The 24602-nt window shown below is 73.4% G+C and carries 16 protein-coding genes and 1 pseudogene; 5 read left to right on the top strand and 12 right to left on the bottom strand.

The features are described 5' to 3' along the window. The first annotated feature begins 58 nt into the window (after positions 1-58). A complete protein-coding gene (locus ACFZCF_RS04380) occupies positions 59-2278 on the top strand; it encodes a heavy metal translocating P-type ATPase (RefSeq protein WP_391284535.1) in 2220 nt (739 codons plus the stop codon). 384 nt (positions 2279-2662) lie between these two features. Here ACFZCF_RS04380 and ACFZCF_RS04385 read toward each other — a convergent pair whose 3' ends face one another. The 5 genes from ACFZCF_RS04385 to ACFZCF_RS04405 form a co-directional block, all read right to left on the bottom strand. Then, positions 2663-3952 (bottom strand): citrate synthase, encoded by a 1290-nt coding sequence (locus ACFZCF_RS04385; protein WP_169084579.1) that lies wholly within the window; start codon positions 3950-3952, stop codon positions 2663-2665. 178 nt (positions 3953-4130) lie between these two features. Further along, positions 4131-6362 (bottom strand): ATP-dependent RecD-like DNA helicase, encoded by a 2232-nt coding sequence (locus tag ACFZCF_RS04390; protein ID WP_388441177.1) that lies wholly within the window; start codon positions 6360-6362, stop codon positions 4131-4133. A 107-nt stretch (positions 6363-6469) separates the two neighbouring features. After that, on the bottom strand, positions 6470-7243 hold the full coding sequence (locus ACFZCF_RS04395; protein ID WP_388441181.1) for a sugar phosphate isomerase/epimerase family protein: 774 nt from the start codon (positions 7241-7243) through the stop codon (positions 6470-6472). Between the two features lie 26 nt (positions 7244-7269). After that, on the bottom strand, positions 7270-8436 hold the full coding sequence (locus tag ACFZCF_RS04400) for a DUF993 family protein (protein ID WP_391284538.1): 1167 nt from the start codon (positions 8434-8436) through the stop codon (positions 7270-7272). Continuing rightward, positions 8433-9584, bottom strand: a complete 1152-nt coding sequence (locus tag ACFZCF_RS04405; RefSeq protein ID WP_388441187.1) for a Gfo/Idh/MocA family protein — start codon at positions 9582-9584, stop codon at positions 8433-8435. Before ACFZCF_RS04405 ends, ACFZCF_RS04400 begins: the two co-directional genes overlap by 4 nt. 224 nt (positions 9585-9808) lie before the next feature. Between ACFZCF_RS04405 and ACFZCF_RS04410 the strand changes: the two genes are divergently transcribed. After that, on the top strand, positions 9809-10855 hold the full coding sequence (locus ACFZCF_RS04410) for a substrate-binding domain-containing protein (RefSeq protein ID WP_391284540.1): 1047 nt from the start codon (positions 9809-9811) through the stop codon (positions 10853-10855). 289 nt (positions 10856-11144) lie between these two features. Here ACFZCF_RS04410 and ACFZCF_RS04415 read toward each other — a convergent pair. Further along, positions 11145-11690 (bottom strand): annotated as a pseudogene (locus ACFZCF_RS04415) (AAA family ATPase); the annotation flags it as partial. A 135-nt stretch (positions 11691-11825) separates the two neighbouring features. Next, positions 11826-12779: an EamA family transporter gene (locus tag ACFZCF_RS04420; protein ID WP_391284542.1), complete on the bottom strand. Its 954-nt coding sequence runs from the start codon at positions 12777-12779 to the stop codon at positions 11826-11828. 92 nt (positions 12780-12871) lie between these two features. Between ACFZCF_RS04420 and ACFZCF_RS04425 the strand changes: the two genes are divergently transcribed. Together ACFZCF_RS04425 and ACFZCF_RS04430 are read left to right on the top strand one after the other, a co-directional pair. After that, the gene (locus ACFZCF_RS04425; protein WP_388441196.1) at positions 12872-13783 is read left to right on the top strand and encodes a LysR family transcriptional regulator; all 912 of its coding nucleotides are present in this window, start codon (positions 12872-12874) and stop codon (positions 13781-13783) included. A 375-nt stretch (positions 13784-14158) separates the two neighbouring features. Beyond that, positions 14159-15952, top strand: coding sequence for a glycoside hydrolase family 3 N-terminal domain-containing protein (locus ACFZCF_RS04430; RefSeq protein WP_391284543.1), 1794 nt, complete (start codon positions 14159-14161; stop codon positions 15950-15952). Between the two features lie 45 nt (positions 15953-15997). On the opposite strand, the gene ACFZCF_RS04435 is transcribed toward ACFZCF_RS04430, so the two are convergent. The 4 genes from ACFZCF_RS04435 to ACFZCF_RS04450 all read right to left on the bottom strand — a co-directional run bounded on the left by ACFZCF_RS04435 (position 15998) and on the right by ACFZCF_RS04450 (position 22253). Beyond that, on the bottom strand, positions 15998-17446 hold the full coding sequence (locus ACFZCF_RS04435; RefSeq protein ID WP_391284545.1) for an aminopeptidase: 1449 nt from the start codon (positions 17444-17446) through the stop codon (positions 15998-16000). Between the two features lie 86 nt (positions 17447-17532). After that, complete coding sequence (locus tag ACFZCF_RS04440; protein WP_388441204.1) at positions 17533-17952, bottom strand: hypothetical protein; 420 nt, start codon at positions 17950-17952, stop codon at positions 17533-17535. A gap of 83 nt (positions 17953-18035) precedes the next feature. Further along, entirely contained in the window at positions 18036-18419 is a 384-nt protein-coding gene (locus ACFZCF_RS04445) for a hypothetical protein (protein WP_391284547.1), read from the bottom strand. 48 nt (positions 18420-18467) lie between these two features. Next, positions 18468-22253: an ABC transporter transmembrane domain-containing protein gene (locus ACFZCF_RS04450; protein WP_391284550.1), complete on the bottom strand. Its 3786-nt coding sequence runs from the start codon at positions 22251-22253 to the stop codon at positions 18468-18470. A gap of 154 nt (positions 22254-22407) precedes the next feature. Between ACFZCF_RS04450 and ACFZCF_RS04455 the strand changes: the two genes are divergently transcribed. Next, positions 22408-22782, top strand: a complete 375-nt coding sequence (locus ACFZCF_RS04455; RefSeq protein WP_388441213.1) for a hypothetical protein — start codon at positions 22408-22410, stop codon at positions 22780-22782. A gap of 61 nt (positions 22783-22843) precedes the next feature. Here the strand turns inward: ACFZCF_RS04455 and ACFZCF_RS04460 are convergent, their stop codons facing one another. Beyond that, a complete protein-coding gene (locus ACFZCF_RS04460) occupies positions 22844-24526 on the bottom strand; it encodes a thiamine pyrophosphate-dependent enzyme (RefSeq protein WP_391284552.1) in 1683 nt (560 codons plus the stop codon). Between the last annotated feature and the right edge of the window lie 76 nt (positions 24527-24602).

Here is a 24602-nt window from a genome sequence, read left to right on the forward strand (position 1 = left end):
GTCGGAGCAGGGCCGTACCGTTACGGGTACGGCCCTGCTCCTCTTTCTGGAACCGCACATGACCAGCACCGCCCCCGACGTCACCGTCACCGAGCTGACCATCGGCGGAATGACCTGCGCCTCCTGCGCGGCCCGCGTCGAGAAGAAGCTCAACCGGATGGACGGCGTCACCGCGACCGTCAACTACGCCACCGAGAAGGCCCACGTCGAGCACGCGCCCGACATCGGCGTCGACGCGCTCATCGCCACCGTGGTGAAGACCGGCTACACCGCCGAGGAACCCGCGCCGCCGGAGCCCGAGAACCCGGAGGAGGGCGGCGCCGCCGACCCCGAGCTCGACGCGCTCCGCCGGCGCCTCGTCGTCTCCGCCGTCCTCGCCGCCCCCGTCGTGCTGCTCGCCATGGTCCCCGCCCTCCAGTTCGACGGCTGGCAGTGGCTCTCCCTCACTCTCGCCTCCCCCGTGGTCGTCTGGGGCGGCCTGCCCTTCCACCGGGCCGCCTGGACCAATCTCCGGCACGGCGCCGCCACCATGGACACCCTCGTCTCGGTCGGCACCCTCGCCGCCTACGGCTGGTCCCTCTGGGCGCTCTTCCTCGGCGACGCCGGCCTGCCCGGGATGCGCCACGGCTTCGACCTCACCGCCGACCGCTCCGACGGCTCCTCCGCGATCTACCTGGAGGTGGCCGCGGGGGTCGTCACCTTCATCCTGCTCGGCCGCTACCTGGAGGCCCGCGCCAAGCGCAAGGCCGGCGCCGCCCTGCGGGCCCTCATGGAGCTCGGCGCCAAGGACGTCGCCGTCCTCAGGGACGGCGGGGAGGTGCGGGTGCCGGTGGCCGACCTGCGGACCGGCGAGCTCTTCGTCGTACGCCCCGGGGAGCGGATCGCCACCGACGGCACCGTCGCCGAGGGTGCCTCCGCCGTCGACACCTCCCTGCTCACCGGCGAGTCCCTGCCCGTCGACGTCACCGCCGGCTCCGCCGTCACCGGCGGCTGCGTCAACGTCTCCGGGCGGCTCGTCGTCCGGGCCGGCCGGGTCGGCGCCCAGACGCGGCTCGCCCGGATGGCGAAGCTCGTCGAGGAGGCGCAGAGCGGCAAGGCCGAGGCTCAGCGGCTCGCCGACCGGATCTCCGCCGTCTTCGTCCCCGCCGTCCTGCTGATCGCCCTGGCCACCCTCGGCTTCTGGCTCGGCTCCGGGGCCGGCGGGACCGCCGCGTTCACCGCCGCCGTCGCCGTCCTGATCATCGCCTGCCCCTGCGCCCTCGGCCTCGCCACGCCGACCGCGCTGCTCGTCGGCACCGGACGGGGCGCCCAGCTCGGCATCCTCATCAAGGGGCCCGAGGTCCTGGAGTCCACCCGCAAGGTCGACACCGTCGTCCTCGACAAGACCGGCACCGTCACCACCGGCCGGATGACCCTCACCGGCGTCCGCCCCGCCGCCGGGACCGAGGAACGGGAGCTGCTGCGGCTCGCCGGCGCCCTGGAGCACGCCTCCGAGCACCCGGTGGCCCGGGCCGTCGCCGCCGGAGCCGCCGAGCGCCTCGGGATCCCCGTCGGCGAGCTGCCGGCCCCCGAGGGCTTCGAGAACGTGCCGGGGCTCGGCGTCCGCGGCTCCGTCGACGGCCGGCTCGTCCTCGCCGGGCGGGCCGCGCTGCTCGCCGCCGAGGACGTGGCCGTGCCGGACGGCGTGTCCGCCGGGGCCGTGTTCGTCGCCCGGGACGGGGTCTTCTGCGGCTCCCTGACCGTCGCCGACGCCGTCAAGGACACCAGCGCCGAGGCCGTCGCCCGGCTCCGCGGCCTCGGGCTGCGACCGGTGCTGCTCACCGGTGACCACCGGGCCGTCGCGGAGGCCGTGGCCGCCGAGGTCGGCATCGACGAGGTGATCGCCGAGGTGCTGCCGGAGGAGAAGGCGGGCGTGGTCCGCCGGCTCCAGGAGGAGGGACGTACGGTCGCGATGGTCGGCGACGGCGTGAACGACGCGGCGGCGCTCGCCACGGCCGATCTGGGGCTCGCGATGGGCACCGGGGCGGACGCGGCCATCGAGGCGAGCGACCTCACCCTGGTCCGTGGGGACCTTCGGGTCGCCGCCGACGCGATCCGGCTCGCCCGCCGGACGCTGGCGACGATCAAGGGGAACCTGGCGTGGGCCTTCGGCTACAACGTGGCCGCGCTGCCGCTCGCCGCGGCCGGACTGCTCAACCCGATGATCGCGGGGCTGACCATGGCCTTTTCGTCCGTCTTCGTCGTCTCCAACAGCCTGCGCCTGCGGCGGTTCCGTTGATTTCACCTACACGTGACGCACAAGTCCTTCACAAAGAGACCTAGATCACAGATATTGGGGGGTAACCATCTGGGCTGTTCGCGAGTCTAAGTGGGCGAATGCCAGAACGTCTTGGGGGACGTTCGCCGGGAGGTCTTGGGGGACGTCCCGGCAGGCAAGCGCGGCCGGGGCACGTGCACCGGGGAGCTTTGAGCGGCCCTCCCGTACGTACCCCGGCAGACCGCGCGCACGACGCCCGGCCCGGATCCCGTGGGGGGAATCCGCTCCGGGAATATGAGAAGCGCCCCGCTCGCCGACCCGTGGGGGGATCGGGGAGCGGGGCGCTTCTGTACGTCCTGCCGTCGGCCTCCGAGAGGCCTCTCAGCCGACCTGTGCGGGGTCGGCTCAGCGCTCGTCGACCGGGACGAAGTCGCGGAGGACCTCACCGGTGTAGATCTGGCGCGGGCGACCGATGCGGGAACCCGGCTCCTTGATCATCTCGTGCCACTGGGCGATCCAGCCGGGAAGGCGGCCGAGCGCGAAGAGCACGGTGAACATCTCGGTCGGGAAGCCCATCGCGCGGTAGATGAGGCCCGTGTAGAAGTCCACGTTCGGGTAGAGGTTGCGCGAGACGAAGTAGTCGTCGGAGAGCGCGTGCTCCTCCAGCTTCAGCGCGATGTCCAGGAGCTCGTCGGACTTGCCGAGCGCCGAGAGGACGTCGTGCGCCGCCGCCTTGATGATCTTGGCGCGCGGGTCGAAGGACTTGTACACCCGGTGGCCGAAGCCCATCAGGCGGACGCCGTCCTCCTTGTTCTTCACCTTGCGGATGAAGGAGTCGACGTCGCCGCCGTTGGCCTGGATGCCCTCCAGCATCTCCAGGACCGACTGGTTGGCGCCACCGTGCAGCGGGCCCCAGAGGGCGGAGATGCCGGCCGAGATCGAGGCGAACATGTTCGCCTGCGAGGAGCCGACCAGACGCACGGTGGACGTCGAACAGTTCTGCTCGTGGTCCGCGTGCAGGATGAGGAGCTTGTCGAGCGCGGAGACGACGACCGGGTCCAGGTCGTACTCCTGCGCCGGCACCGAGAACGTCATCCGCAGGAAGTTCTCGACGTAGCCGAGGTCGTTGCGCGGGTAGACGAACGGGTGGCCGATCGACTTCTTGTACGCGTACGCCGCGATCGTCGGCAGCTTGGCGAGCAGCCGGATCGTCGACAGGTGGCGCTGCGTCTCGTCGAACGGGTTGTGGCTGTCCTGGTAGAAGGTGGACAGCGCCGAGACCACGGACGACAGCATCGCCATCGGGTGGGCGTCCCGCGGGAAGCCGCGGAAGAAGTTCTTGACGTCCTCGTGGACCAGCGTGTGCTGGGTGATCTCGTTCTGGAAGGTGGCGAGCTCCTCGCCCTTCGGCAGCTCGCCGTTGATCAGCAGGTAGGCCACCTCCAGGAAGGTGGACTGCTCGGCCAGCTGCTCGATGGGGTAGCCGCGGTACCGCAGGATGCCCTGCTCACCATCGAGATAGGTGATCGCGGATTTGTAGGCGGCGGTGTTGCCATATCCACTGTCCAGGGTGACCAGACCGGTCTGGGCTCGCAGCTTTCCGATGTCGAAGCCCTTGTCGCCGACGGTGCTCTCGACCACCGGGTAGGTGTATTCACCGTCCGCGTACCGCAGTACTACAGAGTTGTCGCTCACGTCATCCCTCACCGACGTAGTGCCTCTTCTTCGAGGTGCCCTGACTGTCTCTACCATCCCCCACTTGGCTCAGGAGAGTGCACTCGGGGTCGCCATTGGGCCAATCGGCGGCACTCAGTGCCGCCAACCTGCTCATCCTGCCCCCTTCGCCCCGGTTCCGGAAGTCCTCCGTGATCTTTCACACGGGGGCGCCCCCTGTGAGCCGGTGGGCCAGTGCGGTAAAGCGCCGGCCGGCCGAGACCGTACGCACCGCCTGGGCGATCGCGCGGCGCGAACCGACCAGCACGACGAGCTTCCGGGCCCGGGTGACGGCGGTGTAGAGCAGGTTCCGCTGGAGCATCATCCATGCACTCATGGTGACCGGGATCACCACGGCCGGATACTCACTGCCCTGCGAACGGTGGATGGTGACCGCGTACGCGTGGGACAGCTCGTCCAGCTCGTCGAAGCCGTACGGCACCTCCTCGTCCTCGTCCGTCCGGACGGTGAGCCGCTGCTCCACGGGATCCAGCGCCGTCACCACTCCGACCGTACCGTTGAAGACGCCGTTCGCCCCCTTCTCGTAGTTGTTCCTGATCTGGGTCACTTTGTCCCCGACCCGGAAGACCCGGCCGCCGAACCGCTTCTCCGGGACGTCCGGCCGGGCTGGGGTGATCATCTGCTGGAGCAGTCCGTTCAGCGCGCCCGCGCCGGCCGGTCCCCGGTGCATGGGTGCCAAAACCTGTACATCCCGGCGCGGGTCCAGTCCGAATCTGGCCGGAATACGCCGGGCCGCGACCTCGACGGCGACCCGGGCCGCGTCCTCCGTCTCCTCCTCCGCGAAGAGGAAGAAGTCCGGCAGTCCGGTTGTTGCCGGCGGGAGCCCCTCGTTGATCCGGTGCGCGTTGGTGACCACGCCGGACTGCTGGGCCTGGCGGAAGATCCTGGTCAGCCGGACGGCGGGGACCGGGCTACCCGGGGCCAGCAGGTCGGCGAGCACCTCGCCCGCGCCGACCGACGGCAGCTGGTCCACGTCTCCCACGAGCAGCAGATGGGCGCCCGGCGCCACCGCCTTGACCAGCTTGTTCGCCAGCAGCAGATCGAGCATGGACGCCTCGTCGACCACCACGAGGTCCGCGTCGAGCGGCCGGTCCCGGTCGTACGCGGCGTCCCCGCCCGGCTTCAGTTCGAGCAGCCGGTGGACGGTGGAGGCCTCCGCTCCGGTCAGCTCGGCGAGCCGCTTGGCGGCACGGCCGGTCGGCGCCGCGAGGACCACCTTCGCCTTCTTGGCCCGGGCCAGCTCCACCACGGAACGGACCGTGAACGACTTGCCGCAGCCGGGGCCGCCGGTGAGCACCGCGACCTTCTCGGTCAGCGCCAGCCGGACGGCCTGCTCCTGCTCGGGCGCCAGGGTGGCCCCGGTCCGCTCCGCGAGCCAGGCCAGCGCCTTGTCCCAGGGCACGTCCCGGAAGGCCGGCATGCGGTCCTCCGGGGCCCGCAGCAGGCGCCGCAGCTGCCCGGCGAGGGAGAGCTCCGCGCGGTGGAACGGGATCAGGTAGACGGCCGTGACCGGCTCCCCCTCCGGGCCGGGCACCGGCTCCCTGACGACTCCCTCGGGGTCCTCGGCGAGCTCGGCCAGACACTCGATGACGAGCCCGGTGTCCACCTGGAGCAGCTTCACCGCGTCGGCGATCAGCCGCTCCTCGGGGAGGAAGCAGTGTCCCTGGTCGGCGGACTGGGACAGGGCGTACTGAAGGCCGGCCTTCACCCGCTCGGGGCTGTCGTGCGGGATGCCGACGGACTGGGCGATCCGGTCGGCGGTCAGGAAGCCGATGCCCCAGACGTCGGCGGCCAGCCGGTAGGGCTCCTCGCGGACGACGGAGATCGAGGCGTCGCCGTACTGCTTGTAGATGCGGACCGCGATGGAGGTGGAGACGCCGACGGTCTGGAGGAAGACCATCACCTCCTTGATGGCCTTCTGCTCCTCCCAGGCGTCGGTGATCTTCTTGGTCCGCTTCGGCCCCAGACCGGGGACCTCGATCAGCCGGCCCGGCTCCTCCTCCAGGACGTCGAGGGTCGCCAGGCCGAAATGGGTGGTGATGCGATCGGCGAAGACCGGGCCGATCCCCTTCACCAGGCCGGAACCGAGATACCGCCGGATGCCCTGGATGGTGGCGGGCAGCACGGTCGTGTAGTTGTCCACCTGGAACTGCCGGCCGTACTGCGGGTGCGACCCCCAGCGCCCCTCCATCCGCAGCGACTCCCCCGGCTGCGCGCCGAGCAGCGCGCCCACGACGGTGAGCAGCTCCCCCGCGCCCCGCCCGGTGTCGACCCGGGCGACCGTGTAGCCGCTCTCCTCGTTGGCGTACGTGATCCTCTCCAGCACGCCCTCCAGGACGGCGGGGCGGAACGGCTGACCCTCGTTGGACATGCCCCGACCGTAGCGAAGCCCGCCGACAGCGGGGCCGGGCGGGCGGGGCCGCACACCCCGGTCCCCTCCCGGCCCCGGCAGGAAGAAGGGCCGCACCCCTTCGGGCCTCAGACCTTCAGGAAGGCCTCCAGGGTCTCCTCCAGGACCTCGACGCCGTCCCTCGCCCACAGCGCGTCGTTGAAGAGTTCGACTTCCACCGGGCCGGTGTAGCCGACCCGTTCGAGGAGGGCCGACCACCAGGCGAGGTCGATGGAGCCGGTGCCGAGCTGGCCGCGGCCGTTGAGGACGCCTTCCGGGAGGGGGGTCGTCCAGTCGGCGAGCTGGAAGGAGTGGACGCGGCCGCCGGCGGCGGCGCGTTCGACCGCGGCGGGGGCGTTCTCGTCCCACCAGAGGTGGTACGTGTCGACGGTGACGCCGACCTGGTCCGCCGGGTGGCGCTCCGCGATGTCCAGGGCCTGGTCCAGGGTGGAGACGGCGCAGCGGTCGGAGGCGTACATGGGGTGGAGGGGCTCGATGGCGAGCCGGACCCCGCGTTCGCCTGCGTAGGGGGCGAGGACGCCGATGGCGTCGGCGATGCGCGCGCGGGCCCCGGGCAGGTCGCGGCTGCCGGCGGGCAGGCCGCCGGAGACCAGGACGAGGGTGTCGGTGCCGAGCGCCGCCGCCTCGTCGATCGCCGCCCGGTTGTCGGCCTCCCAGCCGTCGACGGTGAAGAAGCCGCCCCGGCACAGGGTGGTGACCTTCAGGCCCGCCTCCTGGATCAGGGCCGCGGTCTCGTCGACGCCGTACTCCTTCACCGGGTCGCGCCACAGGCCGATCCCGGGGACGCCGAGACGGACGCATTCGGCGACCAGTTCGGGAAGGGGGAGCTGCTTCACCGTCATCTGGTTGATGCTGAAGCGGTCGAGGTTCACTGCGGGACTCCGTACACGGTGAGCAGGGACCGCATGCGGGACTCCGCGCGGGACGGGTCGGGGAAGAGGCCGAGGCCGTCGGCGAGTTCGTAGGCGCGGGCCAGGTGCGGCAGGGAACGGGCCGAGTGGAGGCCGCCGACCATGGCGAAGTGGTCCTGGTGGCCCGCGAGCCAGGCGAGGAGGACCACGCCCGTCTTGTAGTAGCGGGTCGGGGGCTCGAAGAGGTGCCGGGAGAGCGCGACCGTCGGGTCGAGGAGCTTGCGGAAGCCGGCCGTGTCGCCGGTGTCGAGGACCCGGACGGCGTCCGCCGCCAGTGGGCCGAGGGGGTCGAAGACGCCGAGGAGGGCGTGGCTGAAGCGCCCGCCCTCCGCGGGGGTCTCGCCCGCGATCAGCTCGGGGTAGTGGAAGTCGTCGCCGGTGTAGCAGCGGACGCCGTCGGGGAGCCGGCGGCGGAGCGCGACCTCGCGGCCCGCGTCGAGGAGGGAGATCTTGACGCCGTCGACCTTGTCGGGGTGGGCGGCGATGACCTCCAGGAAGGTCTCGGTGGCCGCGTCGAGGTCGGTGGAGCCCCAGTACCCCTCCAGGGCGGGGTCGAACATCGGGCCGAGCCAGTGGAGGATCACGGGTTCGGCGGCCTGGCGCAGGAGGTGGCCGTACAGGTCGAGGTAGTCCTCGGGCCCGGAGGCCGCGGCGGCGAGCGCCCGGGAAGCCATGAGGATGGCCTGGGCGCCGGACTCCTCGACGAGGGCGAGCTGCTCCTCGTAGGCGGCCCTGATCTCGGCCGGGGTGGCCGGTCCGGTGAGCTGGTCGGTGCCGACGCCGCAGGCGATCCGGCCGCCCTCGGCCTTGGCCTCGGCGGCGGAGCGGCGGATGAGTTCGGCGGCGCCCGCCCAGTCGAGGCCCATGCCGCGCTGGGCGGTGTCCATGGCCTCCGCGACGCCGAGGCCGTGGGACCAGAGGTGGCGGCGGAAGGCGAGGGTGGCGTCCCAGTCGACGGCGGCGGGGCCGTCGGGGGTGGTGTCGGCGTACGGGTCGGCGACGACGTGCGCGGCGGAGAAGACCGTACGGGAGGTGAGCGGGCCGGGCGCGGCGGGCGCGAGCGGCGCGGTGCGGGGCTCGTACGCGCGCGTGCCGCCGCCGGGGATCGGGAGGTGGAGGGTCACAGGGTCACCTCGGGGACGTCGAGGCGGCGGCCCTCGGCGGCGGACTTCAGGCCGAGTTCGGCGAGCTGGACGCCGCGGGCGCCCGCGAGGAGGTCCCAGTGGTAGGGCTCGTCGAGGACCACGTGGCGGAGGAAGAGTTCCCACTGGGCCTTGAAGCCGTTGTCGAAGTCGGCGTTGTCGGGGACCTCCTGCCACTGGTCGCGGAAGGAGTAGGTGGCGGGGATGTCGGGGTTCCAGACCGGCTTCGGGGTGAGGCCGCGGTGCTGGACGCGGCAGTTGCGCAGGCCGGCGACGGCGGAGCCCTCGGTGCCGTCGACCTGGAACTCGACGAGCTCGTCGCGGTGGACGCGGACCGTCCAGGAGGAGTTGATCTGGGCGATGGCGCCGCCCTCCAGGTGGAAGGTGCCGTAAGCGGCGTCGTCGGCGGTCGCCTCGTACGGCTTGCCCTGCTCGTCCCAGCGGCGCGGGATGTGGGTGGCGATCTCGGCGGAGACGGAGGTGACGCGGCCGAAGAGCTCGTGGAGGACGTACTCCCAGTGCGGGAACATGTCGACGACGATGCCGCCGCCGTCCTGGGAGCGGTAGTTCCAGCTGGGGCGCTGGGCCTCCTGCCAGTCGCCCTCGAAGACCCAGTAGCCGAACTCGCCGCGCACGGACAGGATCTCGCCGAAGAAGCCGCCGTCGATGAGCCGCTTGAGCTTGAGCAGGCCGGGGAGGAAGAGCTTGTCCTGGACGACGCCGTGCTTGACGCCCTTCGCGGCGGCGAGGCGGGCGAGGTCGAGGGCGCCGGCGAAGTCGGCGGCGGTGGGCTTCTCGGTGTAGAGGTGCTTGCCGGCCTCGATGGCCTTGGTGAGGGCGTCGGCGCGGGCCGAGGTGACCTGGGCGTCGAAGTAGACGTCGATCGAGTCGTCGGCGAGGACGGCGTCGAGGTCGGTGGACCACTCGGTCAGGCCGTGCTTCTCGGCGAGGGCGCGCAGGGCGTGCTCGCGGCGGCCGACGAGGACCGGTTCGGGCCAGAGGACCTCGCCGTTGCCGAGGTCGAGGCCGCCCTGCTCGCGCAGCGCGAGGATCGAGCGGACGAGGTGCTGTCGGTAGCCCATGCGCCCGGTAACGCCGTTCATGGCGATGCGGATGGTCCTGCGTGTCACGGAATGTTCCTCTCCCCGGCGGGCGTACGCCCTCGTCCGACTGCGTTCGCTGGGCGCCTCCGCGCATGCGGGCATGCGCGGAGGCAGGACGGAGAGCGCTTTCAGCGCGACTATAGAAAGCGCTTTCTGTCGCGGATGACGCTAGCCTGCCGACATCACGCCGGACAAGGCCCCCGCGCCTTCCGCCTTGGAGGTACGCACGCGATGTCGGAGGTACGCACGCGATGACCGTCACCCTGGCGGACGTGGCCGCCCGCGCCCGGGTCTCCCCCGCGACCGTCTCCCGGGTCCTCAACGGCAACTACCCGGTCGCCGCCTCGACCCGGGAACGGGTCCTCCGGGCGGTCGAGGAGCTGGACTACGTCCTGAACGGGCCCGCGAGCTCCCTCGCCGCCGCCACCTCCGACCTGGTCGGAGTGCTGGTCAACGACATCGCCGACCCCTTCTTCGGGATCATGGCGAGCGCCGCGCAGAGCGCGATCGGCGAGGGCGGCTCGGGCCGGGCGGGCGGCGAGAAGCTGGCCGTCGTCTGCAACACCGGGGGCTCCCCCGAGCGCGAGCTGACCTACCTCACGCTGCTCCAGCGGCAGCGGGCGGCGGCCGTGATCCTCATGGGCGGCTCCCTGGAGGACCCGGAGCACCTGGCGGCGACGGCGGCCAAGCTGGCCCGGATGGCCGAGGCCGGGACCCGGGTCGTGCTCTGCGGACGGCCGCCCGTACCCGGGGACGCGCACCTCGCCGCGCTCGTCTTCGACAACCGCGCCGGGGGCCGCCGGCTCACCGAGCACCTGCTCGGCCTCGGCCACACCCGGATCGGTTACGTGGCGGGCCCCGCCGACCGCACCACCACCCGGCACCGCCTGGAGGGCCACCGGGAGGCCCTCGCGGCGGCGGGCGTCGCCGAGGGGCCGACGGTGCACGGCCCCTACGACCGCGCCGCCGGCCACGCGGCCGTCGCGGAACTGCTCGCCCGCGACCCCGGCCTGACGGCCGTCGTCGCCGCCAACGACACGGTCGCCCTCGGCGTCTGCGCGGCGCTGCGGGAACGGGGCCTGTCGATCCCCGGCGACGTCTCCGTCGCCGGCTTCGACGACCTCCCCTTCTCGGTGGACGCGGTCCCCGCCCTGACCACCGTCCACCTCCCCCTCCACGAGTCCGGGACACGCGCCGGCCGCCTGGCGATGGGCACGGAGGACGCCCCACCGACCGGCATCGAAACCGTCCCGGGCGCACTGGTGGTGCGGGACTCGACGGGGGCGCCGCGGGGGTAGCGGGGCGGGGGTAGGCGGGGCGGGCCAGGCGGGGCGGACGGACGGCCCGCCCTGGGTCTGGGCCCGGGCCCGGTGGGCGTCCGGTGCGGGACGGGCGCGGGGGCCGTCCGGTGCGGGACGGGCGCGGCGGGCGTCCGGTGCGGCCCCCGAGTGGCGCGGCGGGTCGTCGGGGCGTGACGGGCCGTCACGCGTCGGCGGGGTCGTTCTCCTTCGCGTCCGCGGAGTCGTTCTCCCTCGTGTCCGAGGACATGAGCGGGCCGGTGGCGGCGGCCTTCGCGTCCGGGGACGTGGTCAGGCCGGTGGCGGTGAGGATCGCGTCGACGGTCTCGTCCACCGTCTGGTCCGCGTTGTCGACCCAGACGCCCTCGCCGGACAGTTCCTCGCGCATCGCCTCGTCGAGGAAGGCCCAGTTGGTGGTGAGGCGCTTGTGGCGGGCGTTGTTGCGCTCCCAGGCCTTGTCCGGGCCGGGGGCCAGGAAGACCACGTGCAGCGGGCCCGCCGTCACCTGGTCGCGGTAGAAGCCCAGGTGGGAACGGCGCACGACGACGTCGTCGATGACCGGCAGGAAGCCGGCCGCGGCGAAGCTGCCGGCGAGCAGCGCGGCGTTGCGGGCCCGGAGGAAGATCTGCCGGTCGGCCTCCGGGTCGCCGTCCGGGGTGGGCCAGTGGCCGCCCCGCACGATGAGGTTCTGCAGCTCGTCCACCTCGATGTGCGCGGACATCGCGAAGCGGGCGGCGAGGGCCGCGGCGACGGTGGACTTGCCGCTGCCGGGGATGCCGCTGAGCAGGACGGTTCCAGGGGCGGACGGCTCGCGGTCGACGGGTACGAGATCCATTCCGGCACCCTAGATCATCCGGCCCGCCCGGCCGCCCGGGCCTCCGCTCGTCGGGGGCGGAGGGGCCGGCGCCGCCGAGCGCGCGGCAGGCACCTGCCGTCGGGCCGCGCCCCGCGCGTGGGCCGCGGGGCGGGGTCATGACCTCAAGGCGGGGCTCCCGGGTACCGGGGGCGGGGCCGCCGGTTCGGGGCGGCCCCCGGTGGGAGGCGGGGAGGCGGCCGGATGCGGAGGCGTGCGGCGCGGGGACAGGGTGGTCAGGGCCACGCCGCCGACCAGCAGGGCCGCGGCGAGCCAGCGCAGGGGGGTGACCGACTCGCCCAGGAGAAGCGCGGCCGAGGACATGCCGAAGACGGGGACGAGGAGGGAGAACGGCGCCACGGAGGAGGCGGGGTGGCGGCGGAGCAGCCAGCCCCAGGCGCCGAAGCCGAAGACGGTGGTGACCCAGGCGACGTAGAGGATGACGCCGACGCCGGTCCAGTCCAGGGCGCGCAGCGCGGCCAGGTCCCGCTCGGGGCCCTCCAGGAGGAGGGAGAGCGCCAGTAGCGGCAGGACGGGCACGGTGCTGACCCAGACCATCCAGTTGAGCGGGTCGGGCGGGGCGGCCTTGCGGGTGAGGACGTTGGAGACGCCCCAGCAGGCGGCGGCCGCGACGACGAGGACGAAGCCGGTGACGGGCCCGGAGGCGCCCTCGTCGACGGCGGCGACGCCGATGCCGGCGAGGGCCACGCCCATGCCGAGGACGGCGGCCCGCCCGGGACGCTCGCCGAGGGCCATGAAGGCGAACAGGGCGGTGAAGACGGCCTGGACCTGGAGCACGAGGGAGGAGAGCCCGGCGGGCGCGCCGAGGTCCATGCCGGTGAAGAGGAGCCCGAACTTCGCGACGCCCAGGGCGAGTCCGACGGCGACGATCCACTTCCAGGCGACCTTGGGCCGGCCGACGAGGAAGACGGCGGGGAGGGCGGCGACGAGGAAGCGGAGGGCGGAGAAGAGCAGCGGCGGGAAGTGGTCGAGGCCGATCTCGATGACGACGAAGTTGACCCCCCAGACTGCGGCGACGAGCGCGGCGAGGGCGATGTGTGCGGGGCGCATGCGGTCGAGCATGGCGGGCGCCGACCGTGTAGCACCAGCACGGGTTTCTTCATGGTTGGATGAAGTGACACTGAATCCACGAGAGGCCCTCCGTGCTCGATCTCGGCCGCCTGCGCGCCCTGTACGCCGTCTCCGTCCACGGCAGCGTGGGCGCCGCGGCCACCGCCCTCGGCTACACCCCGTCGGCGGTCTCCCAGCAGATCGCGAAGCTGGAGCGGGAGACCCGTACGACCCTGCTCGAACGGAGCGGGCGGGGCGTCCGGCTCACCGACGAGGCCCGGCAACTGTGCGACACGGCACGGCAGTTGCTGTCGCTGGTGGAGGAGGCGGAGGTCCGGCTGGAGGAGCGGCGGGGGCTGCCCGCCGGGCGGCTGTCGGTCGGCTGCTTCCCGAGCGCGGCGCGCGGGCTGATGCCGCGGGTGCTCGCGGAGCTGGCGGTGCGCCATCCCGGGCTGGACGCCCGGCTGACGGAGGTGGACCCGCACCTGTCGGTGGACCTGGTGGCGCGCGGGGTGCTCGACCTGGCGGTGGCGCACGACTGGGACATCGCGCCGCTGCCGGCGCCGCCCGGGGTGGAACAGGCGGTCATCGGGGACGACGGTTGCGACGTGCTGGTCCACCGGGAGCATCCGCTGGCGGCGCGGACCTCGGTGCGGCGGGAGGAGCTGGCGGAGGAGCGGTGGATCTCGCAGCCGCCGGGGACGGTGTGCCACGACTGGCTGACGCGGACGCTGCGGGCGTCCGGCGCCGAGCCGCTGATCGTCCATCAGGCAGAGGAGAACCACACGCAGGTCGCGCTGGTGGCGGCCGGTCTGGGCGTCGCGCTCGTGCCGCGCCTCGGGCGCGGCGGGCTGCCGCCGGAGGTGGCGCCGCTGCGGCTCGACCCGGCTCCCACGCGGCGGCTGCACGCGCTGTGGCGGGCGGGGGCGGCGCGGCGGCCCGCGATCCGGGAGACGGTCCGCACGCTCCAGGAGCTGTGGCCGTCGATCGCCTCGGCGACCTGAAGCGGAGCACGCGACCTCCGGCGGATCGTCACCGCCCGATGTCGATGAAGAGACCCCGGACGGATCGGCTCCCGCCGGCAGCGGACCACCACGCCCCAAGGCGGATCACCACCGCCGGCAGCGGATCACAGCGCCCCAGGCGGATCGCCACCGCCCGACATCAAGGAAGGTCACCCCCGACGGATCCGCTCCCACCTGAATCGAATCACCGCTCCCGGGGCGGATCGCCACCGCCGGCAGCGCATCACCCCCCCGAACCGGGACGGACTTCTCTTCTCGGCGATTCGTGCGGGAATCCTTGACCGGGCAGTTACTTTCAGACTATCCGTTCACCTTGGAAGTTTCTTTCACCTCGCACGGCCGAAAGGAGCACCAGTGCCCCACCCCACCCGACGCACCCTGCTCGCCGTCACGGCAGTCGCGGCCGCCACCGCCGCGGGGGCCACCGCCCCCGCCCACGCCACCGACGCCCATACCGAGGAGCGGCTGCGCCGGATCGTCGGCCGGATGTCGCTGGAGGAGAAGGTCGGCCAGCTCTTCGTCTCGCGGGTGTACGGCCACTCGGCCACCGCCCCCGACCAGGCCGATGTCGACGCCAACCTTCGCGAGCTCGGCGTCCGCACCGCCGCCGAACTGGTCCGGCGCTACCACCTCGGCGGCGTCATCTACTTCGCCTGGGCGCACAACACCCGCTCCCCGCACCAGATCGCCGAGCTGTCCAACGGCGTCCAGGCCGCCTCCCGGCTACCCGTACTGATCTCCACCGACCAGGAGCACGGCATCGTCTGCCGGGTCGGCGAGCCCGCCACCCTGCTGCCCGGCGCGATGGCGCTCGGCGCGGGCGGCTCCCCGGCGGACACCCGCAAGGCCGCCCGGATCGCCGGGGCCGAGCTGGCCGCCCTCGGCATCCGGCAGAACTACGCCCCGGTCGCCGACGTCAACGTCAACCCGGCCAACCCGGTCATCGGCGTCCGTTCGTTCGGCTCCGACCCGCGGGCGGTCTCCGCGCTCGTGACCGCGCAGATCCGCGGCTACCAGGGCGCGGGCGTCGCGGCCACGGCCAAGCACTTCCCCGGCCACGGCGACACCACCGTCGACAGCCACTACGGCCTGCCGGTGATCACCCACAGCCGCGCGCAGTGGGCCGAGCTGGACGCCCCGCCGTTCCGGGCCGCGATCGCCGCCGGCATCGACGCGATCATGACCGCGCACCTCGTCGTCCCGGCGCTCGACCCGTCCGAGGACCCGGCGACGCTCTCGTACCCGATCCTCACCGGGGTGCTCCGCGGAGAGCTGGGCTACGACGGGGTGGTGGTGACCGACGCCCTGGACATGCAGGGCGTGCGGACCAAGTACGGCGACGACCGGGTGCCGGTGCTCGCCCTCAAGGCCGGGGTGGACCAGCTGCTCAACCCGCCGAAGCTCGACGTCGCGTGGAACGCGGTCCTCGGAGCCGTACGGAACGGGGAGCTGACGGAGGAGCGGCTGGACGAATCGGTTCTGCGGATCCTGCGCCTGAAGGCCCGCCGGGGCCTGTTCACCGAGCCGGCCACCACGCCGGCGGAGGTCGACGCGACCGTCGGCACCGCCCGGCACCTCGCCCAGGCCGACCGGATCGCCGAACGGACCACCACCCTCCTCGTCAACGAGGGCGGCTTCCTGCCGCTCTCCCCCGCCTCGCACGGCCGGGTCCTCGTCGTCGGCGCCGACCCGGCCTCCCCCTCCGGCACGACGGGACCGCCGACAGCCACGCTCGCCGGCGCCCTGCGCGAGCTCGGCTTCACCGCGACCGCGCTCTCCACCGGGATCACCCCGACGGCGGCCCGGATCGAGGAGGCGGTGGCGGCCGCGGCCGGGCAGGACGTGATCGTGGTGGGCACGTACAACGTCACCGCGACCAGTCCGCAGCGCACCCTGGTGGAGCGGCTCGTGGCGACCGGCGTGCCGGTGGTGACGGTCGCGATCCGCAACCCGTACGACGTCGCCCGGCTCTCCGGGCAGCGGGCCACGCTCGCCGCGTACTCCTGGACCGACGTCGAACTGCGCGCCGCCGTCCGGGTCCTCGCCGGCCGGGCGGAGCCGCGCGGGCGGCTGCCGGTGCCGGTGCGGAGCGCCGAGGACCCGGACGTGACGCTCTACCCTGTGGGGTTCGGGCTCTCCTACGCCTGACGGGGCGAGGGGTGCGCCCCCGGTGGGCGCACCCCTCGCCGCGGGTTACGGCCGCAGGCCGTGGCCCGGCGCGGCGTCCTCGTCCACCGGGCGGTCCAGGCGGGCGTCGAAGGCCGCGAGCGGGCGGGCCGCCTCGACGGCCGGGGCGTCGACACCGGCCCAGGCCAGGATGCGGGCGGTGGCCTTCTCCCGCTGCGCGTCGGCGAGTCCGGCGACGTTGGCGCCGTGGTTGGCGCCGGGCGCGTAGTAGACGTAGCTGTCGCGCGAGCCCTTCCCGGGGCGGAAGGGCTCGGCGCCCCACGGGTCGTTCTCGCCGTAGACGAAGAGCATCCGGTTCGCGTTCTTGCGGACCCAGTCGTCGACGTCGCGCATCACCCACGGCTTGAACTTCATGGGGATCTCGCGGGGCACGAAGTTCGAGGCCGGCTGGTAGCCGTAGCGGCTCAGCCCGGCGAGGTGCGGCTGCTCGATGGAGGGCGAACCGAGCTCGGTGGCCGCCTGGTAGTAGTACGGCGTGTAGTACTCCAGGCCCTGGTCGGTGTAGGCGGACCAGCCGGCGTACGTGTCGATCGTCTCGTAGACGGTGTCGTCGCTCGCGGTCTTCGCGTCCGGGATCGTGGCGCAGACGTCCTCGCCGTAGTACTGCCAGAAGCCCCAGACGAAGTCGAGGACGGTCGCCTCCCACGCCTTGTCGACCGAGCCGAGCGTGTTGAAGGTGACGCCCTCGGAGGCGGCCCAGGTCTTGAACTTCTCCTGGAGCGGGCCGCGCCGGAGCAGGGCCTCGCGCTGCAGGGAGTTCAGGCGGTCGCGGCACTCCGCGGTGCCGACGTTCGCGAAGAACCGGTCGTAGGCCGAGTCCTCCTTGTCGACGACGTCGTTGGGGGCCACGTAGGCGACGACGCCGTCCATGTCGCGCGGGTAGAAGCGCTCGTAGTAGGTGGCGGTCATGCCGCCCTTCGAGGCGCCGGTGGAGAGCCAGTTCTCGCTGTAGACCTTCTTCAGCGCGGTGAAGATGCGGTGCTGGTCGGAGGCGGCCTGCCAGATGTCCAGCTTGGACCAGTCGGCGGGCTGGGGGCGGGACGGCGTGAAGAAGCGGTACTCCATGGAGACCTGGTTGCCGTCGACGATCCGGGTCGGCTCGGCGCGGCCGGGGGTGGTGCTCAGGCCGTAGCCGCTGGTGCGGAAGACGGTGGGGCGGTCGGTGCCCTTGTGGAGGACCGAGATCCGCTGCTTGAACGTGCCGGCCCAGGGCCGCTTGTGGTCGATCGGCTGCTCGAAGTCCAGGACGAAGAAGCGGTAGCCGGCGTACGGCTTCTCCTCGATCAGGCTCATCCCCGGGATCGCCAGGAGGCGGTCCTTGATGTCCGAGCTCTGCGCGTCCGCGACGGTGCTGCGGGACTCCGTCTCGGCGGCGGTGGCGGTGGCCACGCCGGTGGAGCCCACGGTGCCTATGAGCACCGAAAGCGACAGCATCAGTCTCAGCGACTTACGCATTCACCCTCCCATGATTCACAACGGTGCCGTGAACCTAGCGGGGCGAACGTCCGGGCCGCCAGACCCGGTTGGGCCTTACCTGTGCCTCAGCACAGGATCCAGCCGGTGGCGGCGGAGCGTCCGGAGACGGTGGCGGTGGCCCGGACGCAGCGGTTGAGGGCGTGCACGGTCACCGGTCCGGCCTGCCGACCCGAGTTCCCGCTGACGGCGGCGGCCCGGCCGCCGCGCGGCTGGAGGGTGACCTTCATGGGGCGCGGGGCACCCGGCCGCTTCGCGAGGACCAGCGCGCAGGCGTAGTGACGGGTGCGGTAGACGCGCAGTTCTCCGGTGGCGAAGGAGACCGTGCGGGCGGGCCTGCCCTGGCAGACGGAGACCGCTTCGGCGGTGCCCGCGCCGTGCCCGACCAGGGTCAGCAGCCCGGCGGCGACGGCGAGGACGAGGGTGTACGCGAGGGAGCGCGGGCGCGCGCGGGCGAGCGCCCGCCGGACCGCAGTACTTCCGGGCATGCCCGTCTCCTCCCCCGCACCACTTCTTGCCGTACACGCATACGACGTTCGAGAGGCCCGTACGGTTGCCCCCGCGCCGCCGGTCATCCGGTGTAGTGGCCCAGGACGAGGCAGAGGAAGAACAGCTCGGCGGCGATCAGCGTCCACAGGGCGGCCCACCGGACCCGGGAGGGCGGCGCGCCGCCGGGCGTCGTGAGCGCCGCGAGCCAGGCGACATTGGCGACGACCAGGGTGGCCTGGAAGAGCCCTCCGGGAACGTCGCCGCAGGCGCCGTACGTCAGGCAGCGCCCGCCGCGCTCGGTGGCGACCGCGGCGATCCAGACGAACACGGTTGCCGGGAGGAACAGCAGCCCGGCCCAGAGCGCGCCGCGGCGCAGCGCCCGGGCGCCCGCCACGGGCACGGCGGGCGGCGCGGAGGGCACGGGGACCCGGGAGACGGGGGCGGAGGCGGGGGCGCGGTCGTTCATGGCCTCGATCCAACCGTCGCCGCCGGGACCGGGCATGAGCCCCCGTACTCAGATCGTGGCGGGTTCCTCCTCCGGCTCCGCCTCCGGGTCCGCCTCGCCGATGAAGGTGCGCCACAGGGCCGCGTAGCGGCCGTCGCGGGCGAGGAGCTCCTCGTGGCTGCCGTCCTCGGCGACCCGGCCGTGGTCCATGACGACGACCCGGTCCGCGCGGGCCGCCGTGGTCAGGCGGTGGGCGACGATCAGGGTCGTACGGCGGCCCGAGAGCCGCTCGGTGGCGGCGTTCACCTGCGCCTCGGTGGCCAGATCCAGGGCGGCGGTGGCCTCGTCGAGGAGGAGGACGTCCGGGTCGACCAGCTCGGCACGGGCCAGGGCGATCAGCTGCCGCTGGCCCGCCGAGAGGTTCCGGCCGCGCTCGGCGACCTCGTGGAGGTAGCCGCCGTCGAGGGTGGCGATCATGTCGTGGGCGCCGGCCGCACGGGCCGCGGCCTCCACCTCGGCGTCGGTGGCGCCGGGCCGCCCGTAGGCGATGGCGTCGCGGACCGTCCCGGCGAAGAGGTACGCCTCCTGGGGGACGACGCCGAGCCGGTGCCGGTACGCGGTGAGGTCGAGTTCCCTGAGGTCGGTGCCGTCCGCGGTGACCCGGCCCGAGGTCGGGTCGTAGAAGCGGGCCACCAGCTTGACCAGGGTGGACTTGCCGGCGCCGGTCTCGCCGACGAAGGCGACGGTCTGCCCGGCGGGGATCCGCAGGTCGATGCCGGTGAGGGCGGTCTCCTCCTTGCCCTCCTCCGCTCCGTACGCGAAGGACACCGACTCGAAGGCGAGGTCGCCGCGGAGCGAGGGCACCGGGCGGGGCTTCTCGGCGGGGGCCGTCGACGTCGGCTCGCGGAGCAGTTCCTGCATGCGGCCCAGCGAGACGGCGGCCTGCTGGTAGCCGTCGAAGACCTGGGAGAGCTGCTGGACGGGGGCGAAGAACAGGTCGATGTAGAGGAGGTAGGCGACGAGGGCGCCGGTGGTGAGGGTGCCCGCCTCGATCCGGTTGGCGCCGACGATCATCACGGCCGCGGCGGCGGCCGAGGAGAGCAGCGTGACGAACGGGAAGTAGACCGAGATCAGCCACTGGCCGCGCACGCGCGCGTCCCGGTAGGCGTCGCCGCGCTCGGCGAACCGGGCGGCGCCCTCCTTCTCCCGGCCGAAGGCCTGCACGATCCGCAGTCCGGCGACGGACTCCTGGAGGTCGGCGTTGACGACGCTGATCCGCTCGCGGGCCAGCTCGTACGCCTTCACGCTGGAGCGGCGGAAGTAGTACGTGGCGACGGCGAGGAGCGGCAGCGAGGCGAAGACGACCAGGGCCAGCTGGAGGTCGAGGACGAGCAGCGCCGCCATGATCCCGAAGAAGGTGACGACCGAGACGAAGGCGGTGACCAGGCCGGTCTGCAGGAACGTCGACATGGCGTCGACGTCCGTCGTCATCCGGGTCATGATCCGGCCGGTCAGCTCGCGCTCGTAGTAGTCGAGACCGAGCCGCTGGAGCTGGGCGAAGATCTTCAGGCGGAGCGCGTAGAGGACCCGCTCGCCGGTGCGGCCCGTCATGCGGGTCTCGGCGGTCTGCGCCACCCACTGCACGAGGACGGTGACGAGCGCCAGCGCGGAGGCCGCCCAGACGGCGCCGATCGCCAGCCGGTTCACGCCCTCGTCGATGCCGTGCCGGATGAGGACCGGCAGCAGCAGGCCGGCGCCGGCGTCGAGGGCGACCAGGCCGAGGCTGATGAGGAGCGGCGCGCCGAAGCCGCGCAGCAGCCGGCGGAGCCCGTACTCGGTCTCCGGCTCGACGGCCCTGGCCTCGTCCACGTCCGGGACGTCGACGGCGGGCGGCAGGGCGGCGACGGCGGCGAGCAGCTCGGGGGTGGCCCCGGCGGCCTTCGCCGACCGGTCCCGGGTCTCGTCCCGCTCCCACAGGGCGGGGGTGATGCCGCGCTCGGCGTCGAACTCGGCGTCCAGCTCGGCCCGCAGCCCGGTGTCCTCCACCAGCTCCTCGGTGGCCCTCAGGACGTGGCCGGGCGAGACGCCGCCCAGCTCGTCGGGGTCGGTGAGGAGGCGGCGGTAGAGGGCGGAGCGCTCCTGGAGCTCCTCGTGGGTGCCGAGGTCGGCGAGCCGGCCGCCGTCGAGGACGGCGATCCGGTCGGCGAGGCCGAGGGTGGAGCGGCGGTGCGCGATGAGCAGGGTCGTGCGCCCCGCCATGACGGACTTCAGGGCCTCGTGGATCTCGTGCTCGACCTTGGCGTCGACAGCGGAGGTGGCGTCGTCGAGGACCAGGAGGCGGGGGTCGGTGAGGATCGCGCGGGCGAGGGCGACGCGCTGGCGCTGGCCGCCGGAGAGGGTGAGGCCGTGCTCGCCGACCTTGGTGGCGTAGCCGTCGGGCAGCTCGGCGATGAAGCGGTCGGCGCGGGCGGCCCGGGCGGCGGCCTCGACCTGCTCGTCGGTGGCGTCGGGGACGCCGTACGCGATGTTGGCGCGGACGGTGTCGGAGAAGAGGAAGGAGTCCTCGGGGACGAGGCCGATCGCGGCCCGCAGCGACTCCAGGGTCAGCTCGCGGACGTCGTGGCCGCCGACGAGGACGGCGCCGCGGTCGACGTCGTAGAAGCGGGGCAGGAGGAGGGAGACGGTCGACTTGCCGGAGCCGGAGGAGCCGACGAGGGCGACGGTCTCGCCCTCCCGCAGCTCCAGCGAGAAGCCGTCGAGGACGGGCTTCCCGCCCCCGTCGGCGACCCCGTAGCCGAAGCTCACGTCGTCGAACTCGACGGTCGCGGGCGCGTCGGCCGGCAGCTCCTTCGTCCCGTCGGCGATGGCCGGCTCGGTGTCGATGAGCTCGACGACCCGCTCCACGCCCGCGCGGGCCTGCTGGCCGACGGTGAGGACCATGGCGAGCATCCGGACCGGGCCGACGAGGGAGGCGAGGTAGGAGGAGAAGGCGACGAAGGTGCCGAGGGTGATCTGCCCCTTGTAGGCGAGCCAGCCGCCGAGCGCGAGGACGGCGACCTGGCCGAGGGCCGGGACGGCCTGCAGGGCGGGCGTGTAGAGCGAGTTCAGGCGGATCGTCCGCAGCCGGGCGGCGAACAGCTTCCGGCCCGCGTCCCGGATCTTCCCGGTCTCCTGCTCCTCCTGCCCGAAGCCCTTCACGACCCGGACGCCGGTGACGGCCCCGTCGACGACCCCGGCGACGCCGGCGGCCTCCTGCTGGGCGGCCCAGGTGGCCGGGTGGAGCCGGGTGCGGCTCCGCTTGGCGATCCACCAGAGGGCGGGGGCGACGGCGAGCGCGACGAGGGTCAGCGGGATCGACAGCCAGGCCATGACGGCCAGCGAGATCACGAACAGCAGGACGTTCCCGATGGTCATCGGGAGCATGAACAGCAGCCCCTGGATGAGCTGGAGGTCGCTGGTCGCCCGCCCGACGACCTGGCCGGTGGACAGCTCGTCCTGCCGCCGCCCGTCGAGCCGCAGGATCGTCCCGTACATGTCGTCCCGGAGGTCCCGCTGCACGTCGAGCGCGAGCCGCCCGCCGTAGTAGCGCCGGATGTACGTCAGCCCGTAGACGAGCACGGCGGCGCCGAGCAGCAGCCCGGTCCACACGGCCAGGGAGCGCGTCCCCGCGCCGATCACGTCATCGATGATCACCTTGGTGACGAGCGGCACGAGCGCGAGCAGCGCCATGCCGGCCAGCGACGAACCCAGCGCGAGCACGACGTCCGTCTTGTACCGCCAGGCGTACGCCCACAGCCGCCGCGCCCACCCCGGCTCCCGTTCCGCCCCGGTCTGTTTCCGCCCCACCGCCGCCACGTGCCGCCTCCCGTCCGTCCTGCTCTACCGGAAGGCCACAACGCCCCCGACGTGGGATTTCATCCCGCCGCAACAAAGGTTCGGAGGAGTGGCGGCCTCCCGTGGCTGGGAAGGAAGACCGGAGAAGGGTCGCGCCGACAGGAAGGAAGGGTCCGTGGGATCGGTCGAGGACGGGAAGCCGTACCGCTGGGGAAGTCTGTTCGCCGCGCTGGGCGCCATGCGGACGCTCGCGAGGAGCGGCCGGATCGAGGAGGCGGCGGCACGGGAGGTGGCCGCCGCCACGTCGAACCCCTACAACGAGTGCCGGCGGCTGCTGCGGGAGATCGGGGAACCGTTCTTCCTCGCCCGGGAGCGCGGCGGGAGCGCCGCCGACGCGGCCCTCGTGATCATGGACGACATAGCGCGCCTGACGCCCGCGGGCCGCGCCTCCCGGGACGGCCTGGACCAGGGGGAGGCGAAGGCCTTCGTCCAGGGCTACGAGGCCCGCTTCGCCGCGTACCGGAAGGCGTGGGAGTCCCTGGCGGGGTGACGACGGCGGCCACCGGGCTCACCGGCAGCCGCAGTGGAGGGCCGGGGCGGCGTGTTCCCGGTCAGAGGTGCGTCGGTTCGAACATCTTCAGGAGGGCCGGGAGGACGACGACCGAGGGGCCGGGGGTGGCCAGGGACTTCGACAGGTCCGCGGTGAGGGTGTCGGGGGTGGTGAGGACGGCGGGGACGCCGAAGGACTCGGCGAGGGCGACGAAGTCGGGGCGGGTGAGCTCCGTGCCGGTGGCCTCCCCGTAGGCGTCGGTCATGTAGGCGCGCAGGATGCCGTAGCCGCCGTCGTCGACGATCAGCCAGGTGACGTCGAAGCCGTACTGCCTGGCGGTGGCGAGTTCCGCGAGCGAGTACATCGCCCCGCCGTCGCCGGAGACCGCGAGGACCGGGACCGTCGGGTCGGCGGCCGCCGCGCCGAGGGCGGACGGCAGGGCGTAGCCGAGGCCGCCGGCGCCCTGCGCGGAGTGCATGGTGTTGGGGTGGCGGGGGTCGAAGGCGGACCACGCCCAGTAGCCGAGGATGGTCATGTCCCAGAAGCTCGGCGCGCGGGGCGGCAGCGCCTCGCGGACGGAGGTCACGAGGCGGCGCTCCAGGGCGAGGTCCTGGGCGTCCAGGCGGGCGGCGACCCGGTCGAGGACGGCGCGGACCCGCTCGGGGGCGGTGGGGTCGGTGCGGGGGTCCGTCGTCTCCAGGAGGGCCTGGAGGGCGAGGCGGGCGTCGGCGTGGACGCCGAGCCCGGGGTGGTTGGACTCCAGCTTCCCCGCGTCCGCCTCGATCTGGATCACCCGGCCGCGCGGGGCGAAGGTGTGGTAGTTCGAGGACAGCTCGCCGAGTCCGGAGCCGACCACGAGGAGGACGTCGGCGTCCTCCAGGAAGTCGGTGGTGTACCGGTCCTCCAGCCAGGACTGGAGGGACAGCGGGTGCTTCCAGGGGAACGCGCCCTTCCCGCCGAAGGTGGTGACGACCGGCGCGTCGAGCCGCTCGGCGAGCGCGCGGAGCTTGCCGGAGGCGTCGGAGCGGATCACCCCGCCGCCGGCGATGATCGCGGGCCGCTCGGCCGTCGACAGGAGGTGCGCCGCCAGCGCGGTCAGCTCCGGGCGCGGGGCGAGCTCCTCGGGCGTGGCGTCCATGGCGGTGACGACGGGGAGGATCGTCTCGGCCGTGAGGACGTCCTGCGGGATCTCCACCCAGACCGGGCCGTGCGGTGCGGTGAGCGCCGACTCCCAGGCAGCGGCGATCGCGGACGGGATCTGGGAGTGCGTACGGGCGGTGTGGACGGACTTCACGACGTCCCGGAAGCCGGCCTGCTGGTCGCGGAGCTCGTGGAGGTAGCCGTGCCGGCCGCCGCCGAGCCCGGCGGCGGGGACCTGGCTGGCGATGGCGAGGACCGGCGCGGAGGCGGCGGCGGCCTCCTGGAGCGCGGCGAGCGACATGAGGGCGCCGGGGCCGGTGGAGAGGAGGAGGGGCGCGGCCTCGCCGGTGATCCGGCCGTACGCGTCGGCGGCGAAGCCCGCGTTGTTCTCGGCGCGCAGGCCGATGTAGCGGAGGTCCGAGCGGCGCAGGGCGTCGAACATGCCGAGGGCGTGCTGGCCGGGGAGGCCGAAGACGGTCGTGGCGCCGAGGCCGGTGAGGGTCTCGACGACGAGGTCGCCGCCGGTGCGGCCGGGGGGCGGGTTGAGGGCGGCCTCCGTCTGCGCGGGCGTGGGGCGCAGGACCAGGTCGTGGTCGTGGGTCATGGGGCCGGTTCCTCCCGGACGTGGTCGGTCTCGTACGCGCGGGGTGCCCGGCCCCGGGGACCGGGCACCCCCGGGG

This window comes from Streptomyces sp. NPDC007945 (genome assembly GCF_042958885.1).
Classification (GTDB): Bacteria; Actinomycetota; Actinomycetes; order Streptomycetales; family Streptomycetaceae; genus Streptomyces.